The organism is Marivita sp. GX14005, from assembly GCF_023370775.1.
Taxonomy (GTDB): Bacteria; Pseudomonadota; Alphaproteobacteria; order Rhodobacterales; family Rhodobacteraceae; genus Marivita.
Genome location: NZ_JAMCCQ010000001.1, coordinates 600,579 through 616,584, shown reverse-complemented (window position 1 = coordinate 616,584; position 16,006 = coordinate 600,579). Strand labels below are relative to the sequence as shown.

The following is a 16,006-nucleotide window of genomic DNA, read 5'->3' as shown; positions in this document are numbered from 1 at the left end:
GCGCTCGATATGGGAGCGGGCCGTAAGCTGTCCACAAGATATGGGGCGCGAGAATGCGGTTCCGAACCGCCAGCGTTTTACGCCGCGTTCAAACGTGGCGGACACGCTATGCTCGGGCCGCGTCTAGAACGTCACGGTCACGCCAGGCAGTTGCAACGCCTTGATGAGGTCGCGCAATTCCTGCCGGGCGGCGATATTCGAGATGTTGAGTTGCTTGACGCCGATATCCTTCAGATCGAGCAGCGTCAGTCCGCGCGGGAAGAGTTCACGGAAGATGACCCGCTCGTTGAAGCCGGGCGCGACGCGAAACCCGATACGCTTTGACAGCCGGTCGAGCGCCTTTTCCATCTTCGCCTTGTTGACCATCTGCTGCGCACCGAGCCGGTTGCGCAGAACCACCCAGTCGATCGGCGGCAGCCCGGCCTGCGCCCGCAATTGCCGCGCGTTCCAGACCATTTCCGAATAGACGGACGGTCCTTCGATACGCTCTCCGCTGGCGTCGGTATGAGCGAGAAGATCGAAATCGACGAAACTGTCATTGAGCGGTGTAATCAGCGTATCCGCGAGGGAATGGGCGACCTGGCTTAGCCGTGTGTGCGAGCCGGGGCAATCAATGAGGATGAAATCGCTGCCCGGCTCCAAGGCTGCCACAGCGGCGGACAGGCGGTGATCGTAGATATTCTCGCCAGGTTGAAGGCTGTCGGGGTCGATCTCCGGCAACTCGATATAGCGCGGCGTCGGCAGGTCGAGCTTGTCCGTCTCCAGCATCTTACGGCGGTTGGTGATGTAGCGGCCCATTGTCTTTTGCCGCAGGTCGAGATCGAGCGTGCCGACGTTATGCCCCATCCGCGACAGCGCGGTCGCGACATGCATGGACACGGTCGATTTGCCCGCGCCGCCCTTTTCGTTCCCCACGACGATGATATGTGCCATGTGCCCGTTCACCCCAATTTGCCTCTGCTATGACCCGATTGCGCGGGCGCTTGCAACGGGGCGGCATGCGATTTGCTCAGGAATGAGGCGGCAGGGACTCAGCGGCATGAAAAAACCGCGCCCGAGGGGCGCGGTTTTGCGAATTCGTTGATGAGGCAGTGGCCGATCAGAAGCCAAGCCCTTCGTATTTCTTCTTGAACTTGGACACGCGCCCGCCGGTATCCATGAGGCGCGCGCCGCCGCCGGTCCATGCGGGGTGAACGGACGGATCGATGTCGAGCGACAGCTGATCGCCCTCGCTGCCCCAGGTGGAGCGCATCTGGACCACGGTGCCGTCGGTCATCTTGACGTTGATGACGTGATAATCGGGATGGATGTCTTTTTTCATCTCGGCAATCCTTACGCGTCTGCGCCCTTGCGGGGCTTGTAGGTGGTGTCTTCCGCGATACGGGCCGATTTGCCGCGACGCGAACGGAGGTAGTAGAGCTTGGCGCGGCGGACGCGGCCACGGCGCACCACCGTGATGCTGTCGATATTGGTCGAGTAGAGCGGGAACACACGTTCCACGCCTTCGCCGAAGGAAATCTTGCGCACGGTGAACGTGCCGGCAATGCCATCACCCTGACGGCGGCTGATGCAGACGCCTTCGTAATTCTGCACACGGGTGCGCGTGCCTTCGGTCACTTTGTAGCCGACGCGGATCGTGTCGCCGGCCTTGAAATCGGGAATGTCTTTCCCAAGCTCGGCGATCTGTTCCGCCTCGAGTTGAGCGATCAGGTCCATCGCTGGTCTCCTAGAGTTGCTTGCGGTTGCTCCGCAAAGGTGTGCGCGCCTCAGAGCTCTTGGTCTTCGTCCGGGTCCGCATCCGCGCCCGCCAGAGATCAGGTCGACTTGTCTTTTTCCTTATCCGGGACGGGTGCGACTGCGCCATGTTCGAAGACCACACGGAATCACCGCACCGGGCTGACACCCGGAACGGGTGCCGTAAACCAGATCGAGGCCGTCCGATCAAGAGTGAAAGGGCGGTCCGGGTATCGTTTCGCTATTGGTCGGTGCGGCGCTTGGCCCAAAGATCGGGCCTGCGCGTGCGGGTCAGGGCTTCGGACTGGGCGCACCTCCATTCGGCGATCTTGCCGTGATGGCCTGACATGAGCACATCGGGTATCGCCGCACCGCGCCATTCTGCCGGGCGGGTATATTGTGGGTGCTCCAGCAGCCCATCGGAAAAGCTCTCCTCTTCGGTCGAGGTCTCGTTGCCCAGCACACCGGGCAACAGCCGCACCGTCGCGTCGATCATGGCCTGCGCCGCGATCTCGCCGCCGGTGAGGACAAAGTCGCCAAGGCTGACCTCGGTGATGTCGTAATGATCGATCACCCGCTGATCGAGGCCTTCGAACCGTCCGCAGATCAGCGTCAGGCCTGGCCCATTCGCAAGGCGCTTTGCCATATCCTGCGAGAAGGGCGCCCCGCGCGGGCTGAGATAGACCAGCGGTGCCTCGGGGGCATGGCGGCCTTGTGCATGGTCGATGGCGGCGGCCATGACATCGGGGCGCAGCACCATGCCCGCGCCGCCTCCGGCGGGCGTATCATCGACGTTGCGATGCTTGCCGATTCCGAACTCGCGCAGCGCGATGGTTTCGAGCTGCCACAAACCGTCTTGCAGGGCGCGGCCGGTCAGGGAATGGCCCAGAACGCCGGGAAAAGCCTCCGGCAGGAGCGTGATGACCTGCGCCTTCCATGCGCCTGCCAATTCCTCTGCGTCGCCCATCAGCGTGCGGGGGCGCAGGGACGGGCGAATGGACTTGCGGCCATGCGATCGTGATGGAGATGGCGTGTCTTGCATTGCACTTGCCCTTTTGCAGCCCGTGCACGCTTTAGCCATTCGCCGCGGCGATGACCAGTCACGCGCTGGCGTGTTCGGCCACCAGATCGCGCATGGCGAGCATGGCGCCGGGCGTGACGAAGAGGGTCGCAAGCTCGCCGGCCTGCGCGGGATCGGCACGGAGCAGCCGCTCCGTCAACCAAAGCTCGCGCACCTGATCGTCTGACAGAAGGGCGGGGTCCGTGACGCTCCAGCGCGCGATGATCTGCGACAGGATCATTCCGATCTGATCCTCCCGGGTGACGAAGCCTCGATCCGTCCCGTCGGGCGCAAGACGGCCGATCAGGCCCGCGCGCCATGCAACGGGATCCGGACTTTGCTCCGATAGCCTGTCGCGCGCATGTCGCAGCAAGAGCGAGGGATAGTGGGGCTGTGCCGCGCGATCCGTTCGGACGGTCGTGTTCATCTTCGAGGACATCGCCACCGTGGAGGCCGCCAAGGCGATCGCCCCCACCAATCCGAAAATGACGAACGCGAGGGACACGGCCAGTTCCTGAACCGCAATGGCGATCACGCCGGGAGAAAAAGCCGCCAGACTCAAGAGGATTCGACGCATCATACGATATACACAACAATTCTTCGCAGTATTGTTTCCAAAATACAGGCGGATAGAGCCGTAAAGGCGGCGGTGCTGTGTCGCTCGTTTGGCAATCGCCGTTTAGCGGGATGCCCGTTGCGCCATCTTGCGAATGTTACGTTTCGCATCCCGCACGTCGCTGTCGGGCAGCCCACTGCGATTCAGGGCGAGAAAGACGCTGTCGATCCCCATATCGGGCTGCACGTTCTCGGGCGGCAAAACAATCAGGGCGTCCCGATCCAGCCGACCGCAGTCGAGCAAATCCAGAAGCGGTGTAAGAGGGCCGTGTGACAGGCCGGCGCAGTCTTCGAGCCTGTGCGAGGACACGCAGGCAGGCGCGACATCCTGCGCGATTTCGGCCAGAATATCGCCAAGCGAACAGGCTTCGGCGAATTGATCCTTGTATTGATCCAGATCCCGCGTCAGGCGGGTGCTGCGCAGGTTTTGCCACCATGTGCTGCGCATCCATCTGTCACGCTCGCGGACGGAGAAATAGAACGTCAGGTCCGGAGCATCGAACCGGGCGCGTGCCGCATCTGCGATGGATTTCATGATGAGACTGGCGCTGTCGTAGCATTCGAGGCCGTGCCGACCGGGCATGTGACCCGAAAGATCCTCCGAACACATCAGCACCGGCCGGGGATCATCGATATTTAGAGTATTGAAGAACGCCGAAGCCGCGGTGCCGACCTGCATCAAGGTCTTTTCGTTTGGCGAGATGGAAAATGCCCGCGCCCGCGTTGTCAGCTTGGAAAAGGCGCTTTTGAGGAAAACGCGCACATGCGGGGAAAGCGCCTCGGCGTTTTTGCGAAGCATCGACTGGACGCTGGTCGTTCCGGTCTTGTGAAATCCTGCGTGAATGACGATCCGCGTCGTCACGAAAAGAGCCCCTCCGGCGGATCCGCGACGATTTTCTTCTGTGCCAGATCGACGGTCGGAACGGCCGATTTCGTGAAGGGCAGAAGCACTGATTGCTTCTGCCCCGGCGCGCTGATTTCAAGAAGATCGTCAGCGCCGTTGTTGAGCACCGCCAGAACCTTGCCCAATGGCGTGCCGCCGGTATCCGTGACCTCCAGGCCGATCAGGTCGGCGTGATAGAATTCGTCATCCGGCAGGGAAGGCAGCCTGTCGCGCGGCACGAAAAGCTGCGTTCCGCGCAGCGCGTCGGCTTCTTCCTTGGATGTGATACCGGACAGGCGCGCCGCGAGGCCGTTATTGATCTGGCGAGTGATCTTCACATCGAACCGGCGCGCACCGTCCGAGGTTTCGAGCGGCGCATAGCTGGCGATTTCCTTGGGATCGGCGGTGAAACTCTTGAGGCGCACTTCACCGCGCACCCCGAAGGCTCCCGCGATGGCTCCGACGCAGATTTTCTCGCTCACCGCTACATGCTCCCGGTCGTTTCATCCGACTGGATAAACCACCCGCCCGGCCAAGGGCAATCGGAAGCGTCAGCCTCCGATGCTGAACACGCGGGTAAGACCGATGCGCGCACCCCACTGTTCGTCGGAACCCTGCTCGACGATCGGGCTATCCAGCGCGTCGTTCTGGAAAGCATCCCATGTCACCGCGCCTTCGACGCCCCAGACATCGTTGATCTGGTAGCGCGCGCCGAATTCGACACCTGCGGAGACGAGACCGCCATCGGGGTCATAGGCCGCGAGCGCCGCGCTCGATTCGGACGGCGTTACGCCGAAATAGGTGTCGGAATATTCGTCATCCCCGAAGAGCAGCCGCGGGCCGACGGAGAGTCGCCAGCGATCCGACGGGCGTGCGATGACATCCGCGCCAATCTCGCCGACCCATCCCTCATGTCCGCCAAAGCCGCGGCGGACCGTGCCGAAGGCAGCGAAATTCTCCAGACCGTAGCGGACGGACACACCAAGTTCGACCGTCGCATCGATATCGTCGAGACCGGCGAGCTCATCGAAATCGCTGGTGTCGCGCTCCTGGATGTAGCGCAGCGAGCCGCCGAAGCTGAGCCCCTGGCTATCGGCCCAGGGATCGGGGTTGCCGAAGCTCAGCCCGTTGCGGAGCGACAGATGGTTCAGCCGGAACCCGAGATCCGCGCCGGCCTTGTAATCGTCCGACCCGAAATATTCCGGCCGTGCCAAAACGCCGCCGCGCAGGGTAAAGACGAGCCAGGGCGCAGGGGCCGCCGGGGCCGGTGCCGCGATGGCGACAGGTTCGGGCGCCTGAGAGGGATCGGCGGCAATCGCGGCCGTGCCGAAGCCTGCGGCGGCGAGGGATGCGAAGAGGATACGGGCGAACATCGGAGGCGAATCCTTCATGAGGGCAAGAGGTGTTCGCCGTCAGATGTAGCGCTTTGGACATTGCGTCAAGCGCGCAGAGGCCCGCACGACCGGTATCGGCGCCGTTTTTGCTAGGGCAGCGATCTTCGCGACACGGAAAACGCAGGTCTCGTCGCCGAATGGGTGCGGATGGCCCGGTGGGCAGGCCATCCGCATGAGGCATGCGGTTATTCCGCGGACGCCTCATCGCCAGAGTTTTCGGACGCTTCGGCGGACTTGGCGGCTTTCGCCTCGGCGCGTTCCTGGGCGGCCTTGCCGGGGACGGCTTTCTTGGGGTTGCTGCGGGTTTTCTTGTCGACGATGCCGGCGGCTTCGAGGAAGCGCGACACGCGGTCGGTGGTCTGTGCGCCCTGGCTCATCCAGTATTGGATGCGCTCGACATTCATCTTCACGCGGTCCTCGCTGTCCTTCGGCAGAAGCGGGTTGTAGGTGCCCAGCTTCTCGATGAACCGGCCGTCGCGCGGCATGCGGCTGTCGGCGGCGACGATGCTGTAATGCGGGCGCTTCTTGGAACCGCCACGGGCGAGACGAATTTTGATGGCCATTGGGTTTCTCCTTGTAAATGGCGTTTGACGGCGATGCCGTCAGGATTGGTGTTGCTTGTGGTGTCGGATGACTTCCTGAATGACGAAATTCAGGAATTTCTTGGCGAACGCAGGGTCGAGATCGGCCTGCGCCGCAAGCTCTTCGAGCCGCGCGATCTGGCTGGCTTCGCGCGCGGGGTCCGAGGGCGGAAGGTCGTGCTGCGCCTTGAGCGCGCCCACGGCCTGGGTGTGCTTGAACCGTTCGGCAAGGGTGAACACCAAAATGGCATCCAGCCGGTCGATGCTGTCGCGATGCGTCTTGAGCAGCTCGGCGGCGCGCGCCGCAGCGGTGGCGGTCGTTTCAGTCAATGGCCCAGCCTTTCGGTTTGAACAGGGGGTCGCGGTAATGGGCGATTTCCATGTCGATGCCATGCGCGAGCTGCGTGCCGCGCAACGCGTCCGGCGCGGGGTGGCGGTAGACCACATCGCTGCCATCGACGGTGAGCGCCTGGTGATCCTTCCGGCATCCAAGCCGTTCGGCCAGGCGGATACTGTCGAGGTTTTTCGGGTCGAGATAGCTCACCGCGGTTTCCCAGCCCTTCTCCTCGTAGAAATATCGGCGCACGCGGTGGGTGGCCTCCAGCGCATAGCCCTGACCGGCCTTGTCCGGCCAGATGATCCAGGCGATCTCGCGTTCGGGCCATTTCGCGGGCGCCCAGCCGCCGGCCATGCCGACGGTTTCATCGCTCTCGCGCAGGTGGATCATCCACATGCCGAATCCGCGGATTTCCCAATGTCCGATCTCGGCGGCGTAGAGCATCCATGTCTCGTATGCGTTGAGTGGCCCGCCCATGAAGCGCGATCGATAGGAGGCGAAGGTGGCCTTGAAATCGGGGTAATCCTCCGGCTCCGGCGCACGAAGCCGGAGCCGTGCGGTTTCGAGAACGGGAATGTCGCGATGTCCCATCAGAGCGCCTCCGGGCCGGGATGACGATAGAGCATGTCCTCGCCCATGGTCGGATTGCGATAGGTGCGCTCAAAGCGCGCGCCCATGCGTTCGGCGAGCCGGACGGACCGCGTATTGCCCGGAACGATGTTCGAGGTGAGCGTCGTGAACCCCAGATCGTCATAAGCCCATCGCCGCGCCCGAAGCGCCGCCTCGTAGGCGATGCCCTTGCCCTCGAACCCGTTAAACACCACCCAGCCGATTTCAGGCTCCGGCCAGCCTTCGGGGTTCCAGATACCGCTGATCCCCGCCGGTGCGCCGCTCGCCTTGTCCTGAATGGTGAAATAGCCATAGCCGTGCCAATGCCAGTGACCGACATTGAGCGCGAACCAGCGCCAGGCATCCGGGCGGGCCGTGTATCCCCCGAATCCTTTCGAGCGTTCGGGATCCATGAGGAACGCGATCATCGGCTCCGCATCGGCCTTTTCGGGGCCGCGCAGGATGAGCCGTTCGGTTTCCAGCCGGGGCGCGTCAGTCAGGGTCATGGGCAAGCCTTTTCGAAAAGGCTTGCAAGCGCCTTCGACGGCGCTTGGAGCGTTGCGCGGAAGGTCATGCATAAGCCTCCGGGCTGCCATCGGTATCGGGGCTGTGCCGGTAGACGCACGTTTCGCTTGCAGTCTCTCCCTCCGGGCGTTCGGCTCGCGGATCATGCACCGCACCCAGACGCTCGGCAAGCGCGATCGAGCGCGCGTTGCCGGGGTGGATATAGCTCACGAGGGTTTCGAAGCCGTTTTCCCACGCCCAGCCGAGCGCGGCAGAGGCGGCTTCGAACGCGTAGCCGTGGCCCTCGGCTTCGGGCAGAAGCGTCCAGCCGATCTCGACTTCCCTGAAATGCGGCGGCTTGAGCAGCCCGATCTGACCGAGAAACGCGCCGTCCGCCCCTTCGATGCCCCAGGCGCCGTGGCCCATCAGCTCCCACATCGCGACTTCGGACGCGAGAAGGCGCCACGCCTCTTTGCGGCCCAAAGGCCCGCCGATGAAGCGCGCGTGCTCGGTTGCGAACAGATCGCACAGCGTGTCGAGGTCGCTGGCGATATGCGGCCGCAGCGTCAGTCGGGACGTGTTTATGATGGGGGCATCGGCCATTCGGTCGGGCGTTCAGTCCAGGTTGCCGGCGCGGGAGCCGGTGGCAGGTGCTGCGTTCGAGTATTTTTGAAGAAGAGAGACCATCATTTCTTCTTCCCGAAACCGGACAATCCGGGCGGCAACGCGCCGCCGCCAAGGCCGGGAAGGCCGCCCTTTGCGCCCATCGCCTTGGCCGCCTGTTCCAGCGCTTTCGGGTCCATCTGGTTCATCATGTCTTCGGGGCTGCCGCCCTTGCCGAACATCCCCTTCATGGCCTGTTTGAGCATGCCGCCCTTGCCCATCTTGCCCATCTTTTTCATCACGTCGGACATCTGGCGCTGCATCTTGAGCAGCTTGTTGAGGTCGCTGACCTCCATTCCGGCACCCTTCGCGATGCGTTTCTTGCGACTGGCCTGCAACAGCGCGGGATTGGCGCGCTCGCGTTTGGTCATCGACTGGATCAGGGCGATCTGCTGGCGGATCATCTTGTCGTCGATGCCGGCGCCGTCCATCTGTTTCTGCATCTTGGCCGCGCCGGGCATCATCGCCATCATGCCTTCCATGCCGCCCATCTTCATCATCTGTTCGAGCTGCATCTTGAGGTCGTTCATGTTGAACTGACCCTTCTGGAAGCGCTTCATCATGCGCTCGGCCTGTTCGACCTCAAGCGTCTGCTGCGCCTTTTCCACCAGCGCGACGATGTCGCCCATGCCGAGGATGCGGCCGGCGATGCGGTCAGGCTCGAAGGTTTCGAGCGCGTCCATCTTTTCGCCGAGACCGACGAAGCGGATCGGTTTGCCCGTGACCGCGCGCATGGAAAGGGCCGCGCCGCCGCGCCCGTCGCCGTCCATACGGGTGAGGACGACGCCGGTGATGCCGATGCGGTCGTCGAAGTTCTCCGCTGTGAGCACGGCGTCTTGGCCGGTCAGACCATCGACCACCAGAAGCGTCTCGCGCGGGTTTGCCACGTCGCGCACCGCTTCGACCTGCGCCATCAACTCCTCGTCGATGGAGAGCCGGCCGGCGGTGTCGAGCATGTAGACATCGTAGCCGCCAAGGCTCGCCTGCGTCTTGGCGCGCTTGGCGATGGCCACCGGGTCTTCGCCCTTGACGATGGGCAGGGTATCGACACCGATCTGCGTGCCGAGGATCGCAAGCTGCTCCATCGCGGCGGGGCGGTTGACGTCCAAGGATGCCATCAGCACCTTCTTGCCCTCGCGCTCTTTCAGGCGCTTGGCGATCTTGGCCGTGGTGGTCGTCTTGCCGCCGCCCTGCAGGCCGACCATGAGGATCGGCGCAGGCGGGTTGTCGATCTTGAGCTTGCCGGGGTCCTCGTCGCCGGTCAGGACGTGTTTCAACTCATCATGCACGATCTTGACGACCTGCTGGCCCGGCGTGACGGATTTGGTAACGGCCTGACCGGTGGCCTTGGCCTGCACCGCCTTGACGAAATCACGCGCGACGGGGAGCGACACGTCGGCTTCGAGAAGTGCGACGCGCACCTCCCGCAGTGCCGTTTTCACATCGTCTTCGGAGAGGGCGCCCTGTTTCGTCAGCCGGTCGAAGACGCTGCCTAGACGGTCGGATAGATTTTCGAACATGGGCTTTCGCCTCCTTTGCCGCGGAACTGGCCCTGATGTAAGGACCGGCGGCAGATATGCCAAACGTCAACTGCCCCAATGGGCGCGGCCAAGCAGGTAGCGCCCCCACGGGCGCAACGCGCTGGTGGAGGGCGATCCCGGCGCAAAGGCCAAGGGACCGGAAAGCGACACTTTCCGGGGTTGCGGCGAGGTTTAGAAGCAAAGCGTGCGCGGAGTCAAGGCGCGCCTGTCACCCGTCAAGCGGTTTCGGATCGCCGCGTCTTGAGGTTTTGCGGGAAATAGGCGTGACTGCGGATCGGTTGTCAGATGGCGCGCGGAGGCGAGATGGAACATTGGGACGAGGTTCGCACCGCATATCAGGTGGCGCGATTGGGAACTGTCAGTGGCGCGGCAGAGGTACTGGGCGTGCATCATGCCACCGTGATCCGGCATATCGACGCGTTGGAGACACGGCTCGGTGTCAAGCTGTTTCAACGGCACCCGCGCGGATACACGCCGACCGAATCCGGGCAGGATCTGGCACGCGTCGCGCAGGCTACCGAGGATCAGCTTCAGCAGTTGGCGGGGCGAATCAAAGGGCGCGGTGCGGATGTCAGCGGGGATCTGCTCGTTACCTCGATTGTCGAGCTTTCGGATTTCGTTGTTCCTGTTCTGGTGGATTTCCAGACGCGCCATGCCGGATTGACGGTGCGCTATCTCACGGATCAGCGGCTTTTCCGGCTGGAATACGGCGAAGCGCATGTCGCGATCCGCGCCGGGGCCGCGCCGCAGGAGCCGGACAATATCGTTCAGCCGCTGATGAAGCTGGACATCGGGCTATACGCATCGAATGGCTATATCGCGCGCCACGGTCTGCCCGGGAGCCTGTCGGACTTCGCGGATCATTTTTTCGTCGGAAGCGCGAACGATGCGCCGCGTGCGCCGTTCCAGCAATGGCTTAGGCGCAATGTGCCTTTGGATCGCATCGTGTTTCGCACGACTGAAACCGGCAGCATGCTGCATGCGGTGCGCGAAGGCGCGGGGATCGGTTTCGTCGCGCGGCATCGGGGCAAGGCGGATTCGACCCTGACGGAGGTCATCCCGGCGCTTGAGGAGTGGTCGCCGCAGCTCTGGATCGTCACGCATGTCGATCTGCACCGCACCGCCAAGGTGCAGGCCTTCGTTGCGCATCTCAAGGACGCGGCGCAGCGCGCGGGCGGAAGGGGCGACTGACATGACCGAGGCGGGGCGCGGGCATCTGGCGATGCTGACATTCTCGGCTCTTGTAGCCGGATCGTTCTCGCTCGGGTCGATGGCGGCGCCGCATATCGCGCCCGAAGCGCTCAACGCTGTGCGTTTCGTGATTGCGGCCACGCTGATGTTCGCCTTGGTGATGGCGACCGGGGGCATGACCCCGGCGGCCTTCCGGGCGCCCTGGCGATACCTGCTGCTGGCGCTGTTCTTCTGCGCGTATTTCGTGCTGATGTTCGAGGGGCTCAAGACCGGTGCGCCGGTGTCGATGTCGGCGGTCTTCACGCTGACGCCGCTCATGGCGGCGGGGTTCGGTTGGCTGTTGCTGAGGCAGGTTCTCACGCGGCGCATGGCGCTTGCGCTTTGCATCGGGGCGCTTGGCGCGCTTTGGGTGATCTTTCGCGCCGATCTCGCGGCGCTGCGTGCCTTCGAGATCGGGCGCGGGGAGGCGATCTTTTTCGTCGGCTGTTTCGGCCATGCGATCTACACGCCATTGGTTGCCCGGTTGAACCGGGGCGAGCGTCCGGCGGTGTTCACCTTCGGCACGCTTGTTGCCGGTTCGGTGCTGTTGTTGCTGGCGGGCGGTCCGGCGCTTGTGGCAACCGATTGGGCGGCGCTGCCGGGGGTCGTCTGGGTCGCCATAGCCTACACAGCGGTTTTCGCCAGTGCGGCGACCTTTCTGCTGCTGCAATATGCCAGTCTGCGGATCCCGGCGGCGAAAGTGATGGCCTATACCTATCTCACGCCCAGCTGGGTCATCCTCTGGGAGGCGGCGCTGGGCCGGCCATTGCCGCCCGCGCTGAGCCTGATCGGGGTCGGTATGACCATCGTGGCGCTGGGGCTCCTTCTCAAGCAGGACAGCGCGGTTCGCGGGCGAGAACATGCGCGTTCGGCATCAGAAGGGTAGGCGTTCGAGCGTGAACCCTTCGGCTTCCAGCAGGGCTAGAACGCCGGTTTCGCCGGGCAGATGCGCGGCACCGAAGGCCGCCACGACGGTATCGTGACGGTCTGCCGCTTCGGTCAGGACGGGAATCCATGCGCGGTTGCGATCGATCAGGAGTTCCTGTTCAAGCGTGGCGAATATCGCGCGCGCGAGGTCCGGCTCGATCGGGCTGTAGCGTTCGGCCAGAACGGCGGAAACGGCCCAGCCTTCGGCGGGGCGCTCGTCGAAATAGCTGGCGAGCAGGGTGGCGAAGAGATCCTCGCTGACCTGTGGTTCGACAAGCGCCGAGAGCATCATCTCCACTTGCATCTCGCGTGGCTGATCGGCGAAAGCGGCAAAGATCGTCTCGGCGTCTTCGAGAGCGGCACGCGGAACGCCCGCGTCTTGCGCGATGTCCTCGATCCGGGCGTCCAACCCGCCCTCGGCAAGATCGGGGGATGCGGCGCAGGGTGGGATCGCCAGCAAGACCGATACATACCACGGCTGGAACCGCGATCCCATAAAGGGTGGAACGCCGCGCGCCGATAGCGCATCCGACATTTGCGCCCACTGATCCTCGTCCAGCAATTCGGGAAGGCTGGTGTCCTGCATGAGCAAAAGGCCCGGTTCGCTCGACAGTCGCTCTTGCAGCGCGTCCTCGTCTTTCTGCGGCATTTCGAGAAGGAGCAGATCGGCGCTTTCGATCACCGGGCGCAACCGCTCGAGCGGGTCAGAGAGGCGCGGATCGGCAAGATGCATCGTTCCAATGAGGTGAAGGACCGCATCATCACGGGTGGCGCGCCAATGATTGCCGGAGGCGTAAGGAGCTTCGGCGACAGCATCATCGATCCTTTCCTGCTCATCCGCGCTCAAGGTGGTGCGCAGATCCGTGCCGCTGCAGGCGGCGATGGCCGTTTGCCCGAAGGCGAGGCTCAGCACGAGCGCGAGAAGGCGGAGCGGCATTGTCGGTTTCCTTCAGATGGTCGGTATCATCAAGCTAGGCGCTGCGCTTGCCAGCGGCAACCGGCTCGCGCATTGATAGGCGATGAAGCGCGAAACCGATCTCTATCCTCCGTTAAAAGCCTTTCTCGAAGCGCAAGGCTATACCGTCAAGGGAGAGGTCGGTGCCGCCGATCTGGTTGCGCGGCGGGGGAAGGAAGATCCCCTGATCGTAGAGATGAAACTGCGGCTGAGCCTGTCGCTCTACCATCAGGCCGTCGCGCGGATGGCGGTGAGCGATCTGGTCTATATCGCGGTGCCCAAGCCCACGGGCCGGACCGGCCGGCGCGCACTTCGGGAGAATGTCGCGCTGTGCCGTCGTTTGTCGCTGGGATTCCTCACCGTGCGCTCCGATGGCGCGGTCGAGGCGCAATGCGATCCGGGGCCATATGCGCCCCGTCGCAATGTCCAAAGGCGCGCCAAGCTTTTGCGCGAGTTCGACCGCCTTGAGGGCGATCCCAACGATGGCGGCGCGACGCGGCACGGCATCGTCACCGCCTATCGTCAGGACGCGCTGCGCTGCGCGCGTCATCTGGCCGTTGCCGGCGCGCAGAAAGGCGCCGATGTCGCGCGGGCGACCGGGGTCGCCAAGGCCACCACGCTGATGCGCGATAACCACTATGGATGGTTCGACAAGGTAAAAACCGGTGTCTACGCGCTATCCGAAAAAGGTCGTCGCGGGCTTGCAGATTGGGGCGATGCGCTCGGCTGACACGGTGTGTCGAACTGAGCCTAAAAATCTTGATCGGCGGTGTTGACTCGTTTCGACAGCGTCCCTAGCTATGCGCCGTTAGCACTCTGATCGATGGAGTGATAACAGCCCTTTGAAGAGCGAGGGGCTCTGATGGAAACTTTGAGTAAGGAGACTCGAAGATGGCATTCAAACCGCTTCATGACCGCGTGCTGGTCCGTCGCGTTGAAAGCGACGAAAAAACTGCTGGTGGCCTGATCATTCCCGATAGCGCCAAGGAAAAGCCGGCAGAAGGCGTGGTTGTCGCGTGTGGCGCAGGCGCTCGTGACGAAGACGGCGATCGGATCAAGATGGATGTCGCGGAAGGCGACAAGATCCTCTTCGGCAAGTGGTCGGGCACGGAAGTGACGATCGATGGCGAGGAACTCCTCATCATGAAGGAGTCGGACATCCTTGGCATCATCACCGATGGCGCAGCGGCGAAAGCCGCCTGAACGCCTCGCGTGATCGCGAACACCAACTCTGGTTAATCAACGGAGATTTCTGAGATGTCTGCAAAAGACGTAAAATTCGATACAGATGCCCGCAATCGTATGCTCAAGGGCGTCAACGTCCTGGCCGATGCGGTCAAGGTGACGCTCGGCCCCAAGGGCCGCAACGTCGTACTCGACAAATCCTTCGGCGCACCGCGCATCACCAAGGACGGTGTGTCCGTGGCCAAGGAAATCGAACTCGAGGACAAGTTCGAGAACATGGGCGCGCAGATGGTGAAGGAAGTCGCTTCCCGCACCAATGACGAGGCCGGCGACGGCACCACCACCGCCACCGTTCTGGCACAATCCATCGTGCGCGAAGGCCTCAAGTCGGTTGCCGCCGGCATGAACCCGATGGACCTCAAGCGCGGCATCGATTTGGCGACCTCCAAGGTCGTCGAGGCGATCAAGGCCGCCGCACGTCCTGTCGAGGATAGCGACGAGGTTGCGCAGGTCGGCACCATTTCCGCCAATGGCGAAGCCGAGATCGGCCGCCAGATCGCGGATGCGATGCAGAAGGTCGGCAACGAGGGTGTCATCACCGTCGAGGAAAACAAGGGTCTGGAGACCGAAACCGACGTCGTCGAAGGCATGCAGTTCGACCGCGGCTATCTCAGCCCCTATTTCGTGACCAATTCCGACAAGATGGTCGCGGAGCTCGATGATTGCATCATCCTGCTGCACGAGAAGAAGCTGTCGAGCCTCCAGCCGATGGTTCCGCTGCTCGAGCAGGTGATCCAGTCGCAAAAGCCGCTGCTCATCATCGCCGAAGATGTCGAAGGCGAAGCGCTGGCGACCCTCGTGGTCAACAAGCTGCGCGGCGGTCTGAAGATCGCGGCGGTCAAGGCACCGGGCTTCGGCGATCGCCGCAAGGCCATGCTGCAGGACATCGCGATCCTCACCGGCGGTCAGGTCATCTCCGAAGACCTCGGCATGAAGCTCGAAAACGTCACGATGGACATGCTGGGTTCGGCCAAGAAAGTGTCGATCACCAAGGATGAGACCACCATCGTCGATGGCGCTGGCGAGAAGTCCGAGATCGAGGCGCGCGTTGCCCAGATCCGCAACCAGATCGAAGAGACGACCTCCGACTATGACCGCGAGAAGCTGCAGGAGCGTGTTGCGAAACTCGCGGGCGGCGTTGCCGTCATCCGCGTTGGCGGCATGACCGAGGTCGAAGTCAAGGAACGCAAGGACCGCGTCGATGATGCGCTGAACGCAACCCGCGCGGCCGTTCAGGAAGGGATCGTCGTCGGTGGCGGTGTCGCTCTGGTTCAGGCAGCCAAGAAGCTTGCCGATCTTCAGGGCGAGAACAGCGATCAGAACGCCGGTATCGCCATCGTGCGCAAGGCGCTGGAAGCACCGCTGCGCCAGATCGCGGAGAACGCGGGCGTCGACGGTTCCGTCGTTGCGGGCAAGATCCGCGAAAGCGAAGACCTCAAGTTCGGCTACAACGCGCAGACCGATGAATATGGCGACATGTTCAAGTTCGGCGTGATCGATCCGGCCAAAGTGGTCCGCACCGCGCTGGAGGATGCAGCCTCCATCGCCGGCCTGCTGATCACGACCGAAGCCATGGTTGCCGACAAGCCGCAGAAAGAAGGCGCAGGCGCCGGTGGCGGCATGCCCGACATGGGCGGCATGGGCGGCATGATGTAATCACGCCTCTGCCACGCAGAAGCAAACTTCGCACAAAGGCGCCCACGGGCGCCTTTGTCATGTCCGCGGCCC

20 protein-coding genes are annotated in these 16,006 nt (G+C 63.2%); 5 read left to right on the top strand and 15 right to left on the bottom strand.

Annotation, left to right across the window (positions count from 1 at the left end; genetic code table 11):
• Positions 1 to 123 precede the first annotated feature (123 nt).
• From M3465_RS03195 to ffh, 14 genes are all read right to left on the bottom strand, one after another.
• The gene (locus M3465_RS03195; protein ID WP_249500249.1) at positions 124 to 933 is read right to left on the bottom strand and encodes a division plane positioning ATPase MipZ; all 810 of its coding nucleotides are present in this window, start codon (positions 931 to 933) and stop codon (positions 124 to 126) included.
• Between the two features lie 166 nt (positions 934 to 1,099).
• A complete protein-coding gene (gene rpmE / locus M3465_RS03190; RefSeq protein WP_249500248.1) occupies positions 1,100 to 1,321 on the bottom strand; it encodes a 50S ribosomal protein L31 in 222 nt (73 codons plus the stop codon).
• An 11-nt stretch (positions 1,322 to 1,332) separates the two neighbouring features.
• A complete protein-coding gene (gene rplS / locus M3465_RS03185) occupies positions 1,333 to 1,716 on the bottom strand; it encodes a 50S ribosomal protein L19 (RefSeq protein ID WP_249500247.1) in 384 nt (127 codons plus the stop codon).
• 259 nt (positions 1,717 to 1,975) lie between these two features.
• Positions 1,976 to 2,776, bottom strand: coding sequence for a tRNA (guanosine(37)-N1)-methyltransferase TrmD (gene trmD, locus M3465_RS03180; protein WP_249500246.1), 801 nt, complete (start codon positions 2,774 to 2,776; stop codon positions 1,976 to 1,978).
• 58 nt (positions 2,777 to 2,834) lie between these two features.
• Positions 2,835 to 3,299: a hypothetical protein gene (locus tag M3465_RS03175; RefSeq protein WP_249500245.1), complete on the bottom strand. Its 465-nt coding sequence runs from the start codon at positions 3,297 to 3,299 to the stop codon at positions 2,835 to 2,837.
• 174 nt (positions 3,300 to 3,473) lie between these two features.
• Positions 3,474 to 4,271, bottom strand: coding sequence for a hypothetical protein (locus M3465_RS03170; protein WP_249500244.1), 798 nt, complete (start codon positions 4,269 to 4,271; stop codon positions 3,474 to 3,476).
• Positions 4,268 to 4,774, bottom strand: a complete 507-nt coding sequence (gene rimM, locus M3465_RS03165; protein WP_249500243.1) for a ribosome maturation factor RimM — start codon at positions 4,772 to 4,774, stop codon at positions 4,268 to 4,270. Before rimM ends, M3465_RS03170 begins: the two co-directional genes overlap by 4 nt.
• 69 nt (positions 4,775 to 4,843) lie before the next feature.
• Positions 4,844 to 5,665: a MipA/OmpV family protein gene (locus tag M3465_RS03160; RefSeq protein WP_249500242.1), complete on the bottom strand. Its 822-nt coding sequence runs from the start codon at positions 5,663 to 5,665 to the stop codon at positions 4,844 to 4,846.
• Positions 5,666 to 5,871: 206 nt separating this feature from the next.
• Positions 5,872 to 6,249, bottom strand: a complete 378-nt coding sequence (rpsP, locus tag M3465_RS03155) for a 30S ribosomal protein S16 (RefSeq protein ID WP_249500241.1) — start codon at positions 6,247 to 6,249, stop codon at positions 5,872 to 5,874.
• Between the two features lie 39 nt (positions 6,250 to 6,288).
• Entirely contained in the window at positions 6,289 to 6,597 is a 309-nt protein-coding gene (locus tag M3465_RS03150; protein WP_249500240.1) for a chorismate mutase, read from the bottom strand.
• Positions 6,590 to 7,195 (bottom strand): GNAT family N-acetyltransferase, encoded by a 606-nt coding sequence (locus tag M3465_RS03145; protein ID WP_249500239.1) that lies wholly within the window; start codon positions 7,193 to 7,195, stop codon positions 6,590 to 6,592. Before M3465_RS03145 ends, M3465_RS03150 begins: the two co-directional genes overlap by 8 nt.
• The gene (locus M3465_RS03140; protein ID WP_249500238.1) at positions 7,195 to 7,719 is read right to left on the bottom strand and encodes a GNAT family N-acetyltransferase; all 525 of its coding nucleotides are present in this window, start codon (positions 7,717 to 7,719) and stop codon (positions 7,195 to 7,197) included. The genes M3465_RS03145 and M3465_RS03140 overlap by 1 nt, the downstream gene beginning before the upstream one ends.
• A gap of 64 nt (positions 7,720 to 7,783) precedes the next feature.
• Positions 7,784 to 8,320 carry a GNAT family N-acetyltransferase gene (locus M3465_RS03135; RefSeq protein WP_249500237.1) on the bottom strand — a complete coding sequence of 179 codons (537 nt, stop codon included), beginning with the start codon at positions 8,318 to 8,320 and terminating at the stop codon, positions 7,784 to 7,786.
• Positions 8,321 to 8,403: 83 nt separating this feature from the next.
• Positions 8,404 to 9,900, bottom strand: a complete 1,497-nt coding sequence (ffh, locus tag M3465_RS03130; protein WP_249500236.1) for a signal recognition particle protein — start codon at positions 9,898 to 9,900, stop codon at positions 8,404 to 8,406.
• A gap of 324 nt (positions 9,901 to 10,224) precedes the next feature.
• Between ffh and M3465_RS03125 the strand changes: the two genes are divergently transcribed.
• Both M3465_RS03125 and M3465_RS03120 read left to right on the top strand, forming a co-directional pair.
• The gene (locus tag M3465_RS03125) at positions 10,225 to 11,112 is read left to right on the top strand and encodes a LysR family transcriptional regulator (protein ID WP_249500235.1); all 888 of its coding nucleotides are present in this window, start codon (positions 10,225 to 10,227) and stop codon (positions 11,110 to 11,112) included.
• Between the two features lies 1 nt (position 11,113).
• The gene (locus tag M3465_RS03120) at positions 11,114 to 12,037 is read left to right on the top strand and encodes a DMT family transporter (RefSeq protein ID WP_249500234.1); all 924 of its coding nucleotides are present in this window, start codon (positions 11,114 to 11,116) and stop codon (positions 12,035 to 12,037) included.
• Here M3465_RS03120 and M3465_RS03115 read toward each other — a convergent pair.
• Complete coding sequence (locus M3465_RS03115; RefSeq protein WP_249500233.1) at positions 12,026 to 13,015, bottom strand: TraB/GumN family protein; 990 nt, start codon at positions 13,013 to 13,015, stop codon at positions 12,026 to 12,028. The genes M3465_RS03120 and M3465_RS03115 overlap by 12 nt on opposite strands.
• Positions 13,016 to 13,097: 82 nt before the next feature.
• Between M3465_RS03115 and M3465_RS03110 the strand changes: the two genes are divergently transcribed.
• The 3 genes from M3465_RS03110 to groL all read left to right on the top strand — a co-directional run bounded on the left by M3465_RS03110 (position 13,098) and on the right by groL (position 15,934).
• Positions 13,098 to 13,763 carry a DUF2161 domain-containing phosphodiesterase gene (locus M3465_RS03110; protein ID WP_249500232.1) on the top strand — a complete coding sequence of 222 codons (666 nt, stop codon included), beginning with the start codon at positions 13,098 to 13,100 and terminating at the stop codon, positions 13,761 to 13,763.
• Between the two features lie 161 nt (positions 13,764 to 13,924).
• Positions 13,925 to 14,236, top strand: a complete 312-nt coding sequence (locus tag M3465_RS03105; RefSeq protein ID WP_249500231.1) for a co-chaperone GroES — start codon at positions 13,925 to 13,927, stop codon at positions 14,234 to 14,236.
• A gap of 54 nt (positions 14,237 to 14,290) precedes the next feature.
• A complete protein-coding gene (gene groL / locus M3465_RS03100) occupies positions 14,291 to 15,934 on the top strand; it encodes a chaperonin GroEL (protein ID WP_249500230.1) in 1,644 nt (547 codons plus the stop codon).
• Positions 15,935 to 16,006 lie beyond the last annotated feature (72 nt).

Coding starts and splice junctions, on each gene's coding strand:
- M3465_RS03125 (WP_249500235.1), top strand. CDS start 10,225: ATGGAACATTGGGACGAGGTTCGCACCGCATATCAGGTGGCGCGATTG.
- ffh (WP_249500236.1), bottom strand. CDS start 9,900: ATGTTCGAAAATCTATCCGACCGTCTAGGCAGCGTCTTCGACCGGCTG.
- M3465_RS03140 (WP_249500238.1), bottom strand. CDS start 7,719: ATGACCCTGACTGACGCGCCCCGGCTGGAAACCGAACGGCTCATCCTG.
- rplS (WP_249500247.1), bottom strand. CDS start 1,716: ATGGACCTGATCGCTCAACTCGAGGCGGAACAGATCGCCGAGCTTGGG.
- rpsP (WP_249500241.1), bottom strand. CDS start 6,249: ATGGCCATCAAAATTCGTCTCGCCCGTGGCGGTTCCAAGAAGCGCCCG.
- M3465_RS03110 (WP_249500232.1), top strand. CDS start 13,098: ATGAAGCGCGAAACCGATCTCTATCCTCCGTTAAAAGCCTTTCTCGAA.
- M3465_RS03105 (WP_249500231.1), top strand. CDS start 13,925: ATGGCATTCAAACCGCTTCATGACCGCGTGCTGGTCCGTCGCGTTGAA.
- groL (WP_249500230.1), top strand. CDS start 14,291: ATGTCTGCAAAAGACGTAAAATTCGATACAGATGCCCGCAATCGTATG.
- M3465_RS03160 (WP_249500242.1), bottom strand. CDS start 5,665: ATGTTCGCCCGTATCCTCTTCGCATCCCTCGCCGCCGCAGGCTTCGGC.
- rpmE (WP_249500248.1), bottom strand. CDS start 1,321: ATGAAAAAAGACATCCATCCCGATTATCACGTCATCAACGTCAAGATG.
- M3465_RS03145 (WP_249500239.1), bottom strand. CDS start 7,195: ATGGGACATCGCGACATTCCCGTTCTCGAAACCGCACGGCTCCGGCTT.
- trmD (WP_249500246.1), bottom strand. CDS start 2,776: ATGCAAGACACGCCATCTCCATCACGATCGCATGGCCGCAAGTCCATT.
- M3465_RS03195 (WP_249500249.1), bottom strand. CDS start 933: ATGGCACATATCATCGTCGTGGGGAACGAAAAGGGCGGCGCGGGCAAA.
- M3465_RS03115 (WP_249500233.1), bottom strand. CDS start 13,015: ATGCCGCTCCGCCTTCTCGCGCTCGTGCTGAGCCTCGCCTTCGGGCAA.
- M3465_RS03120 (WP_249500234.1), top strand. CDS start 11,114: ATGACCGAGGCGGGGCGCGGGCATCTGGCGATGCTGACATTCTCGGCT.
- M3465_RS03135 (WP_249500237.1), bottom strand. CDS start 8,320: ATGGCCGATGCCCCCATCATAAACACGTCCCGACTGACGCTGCGGCCG.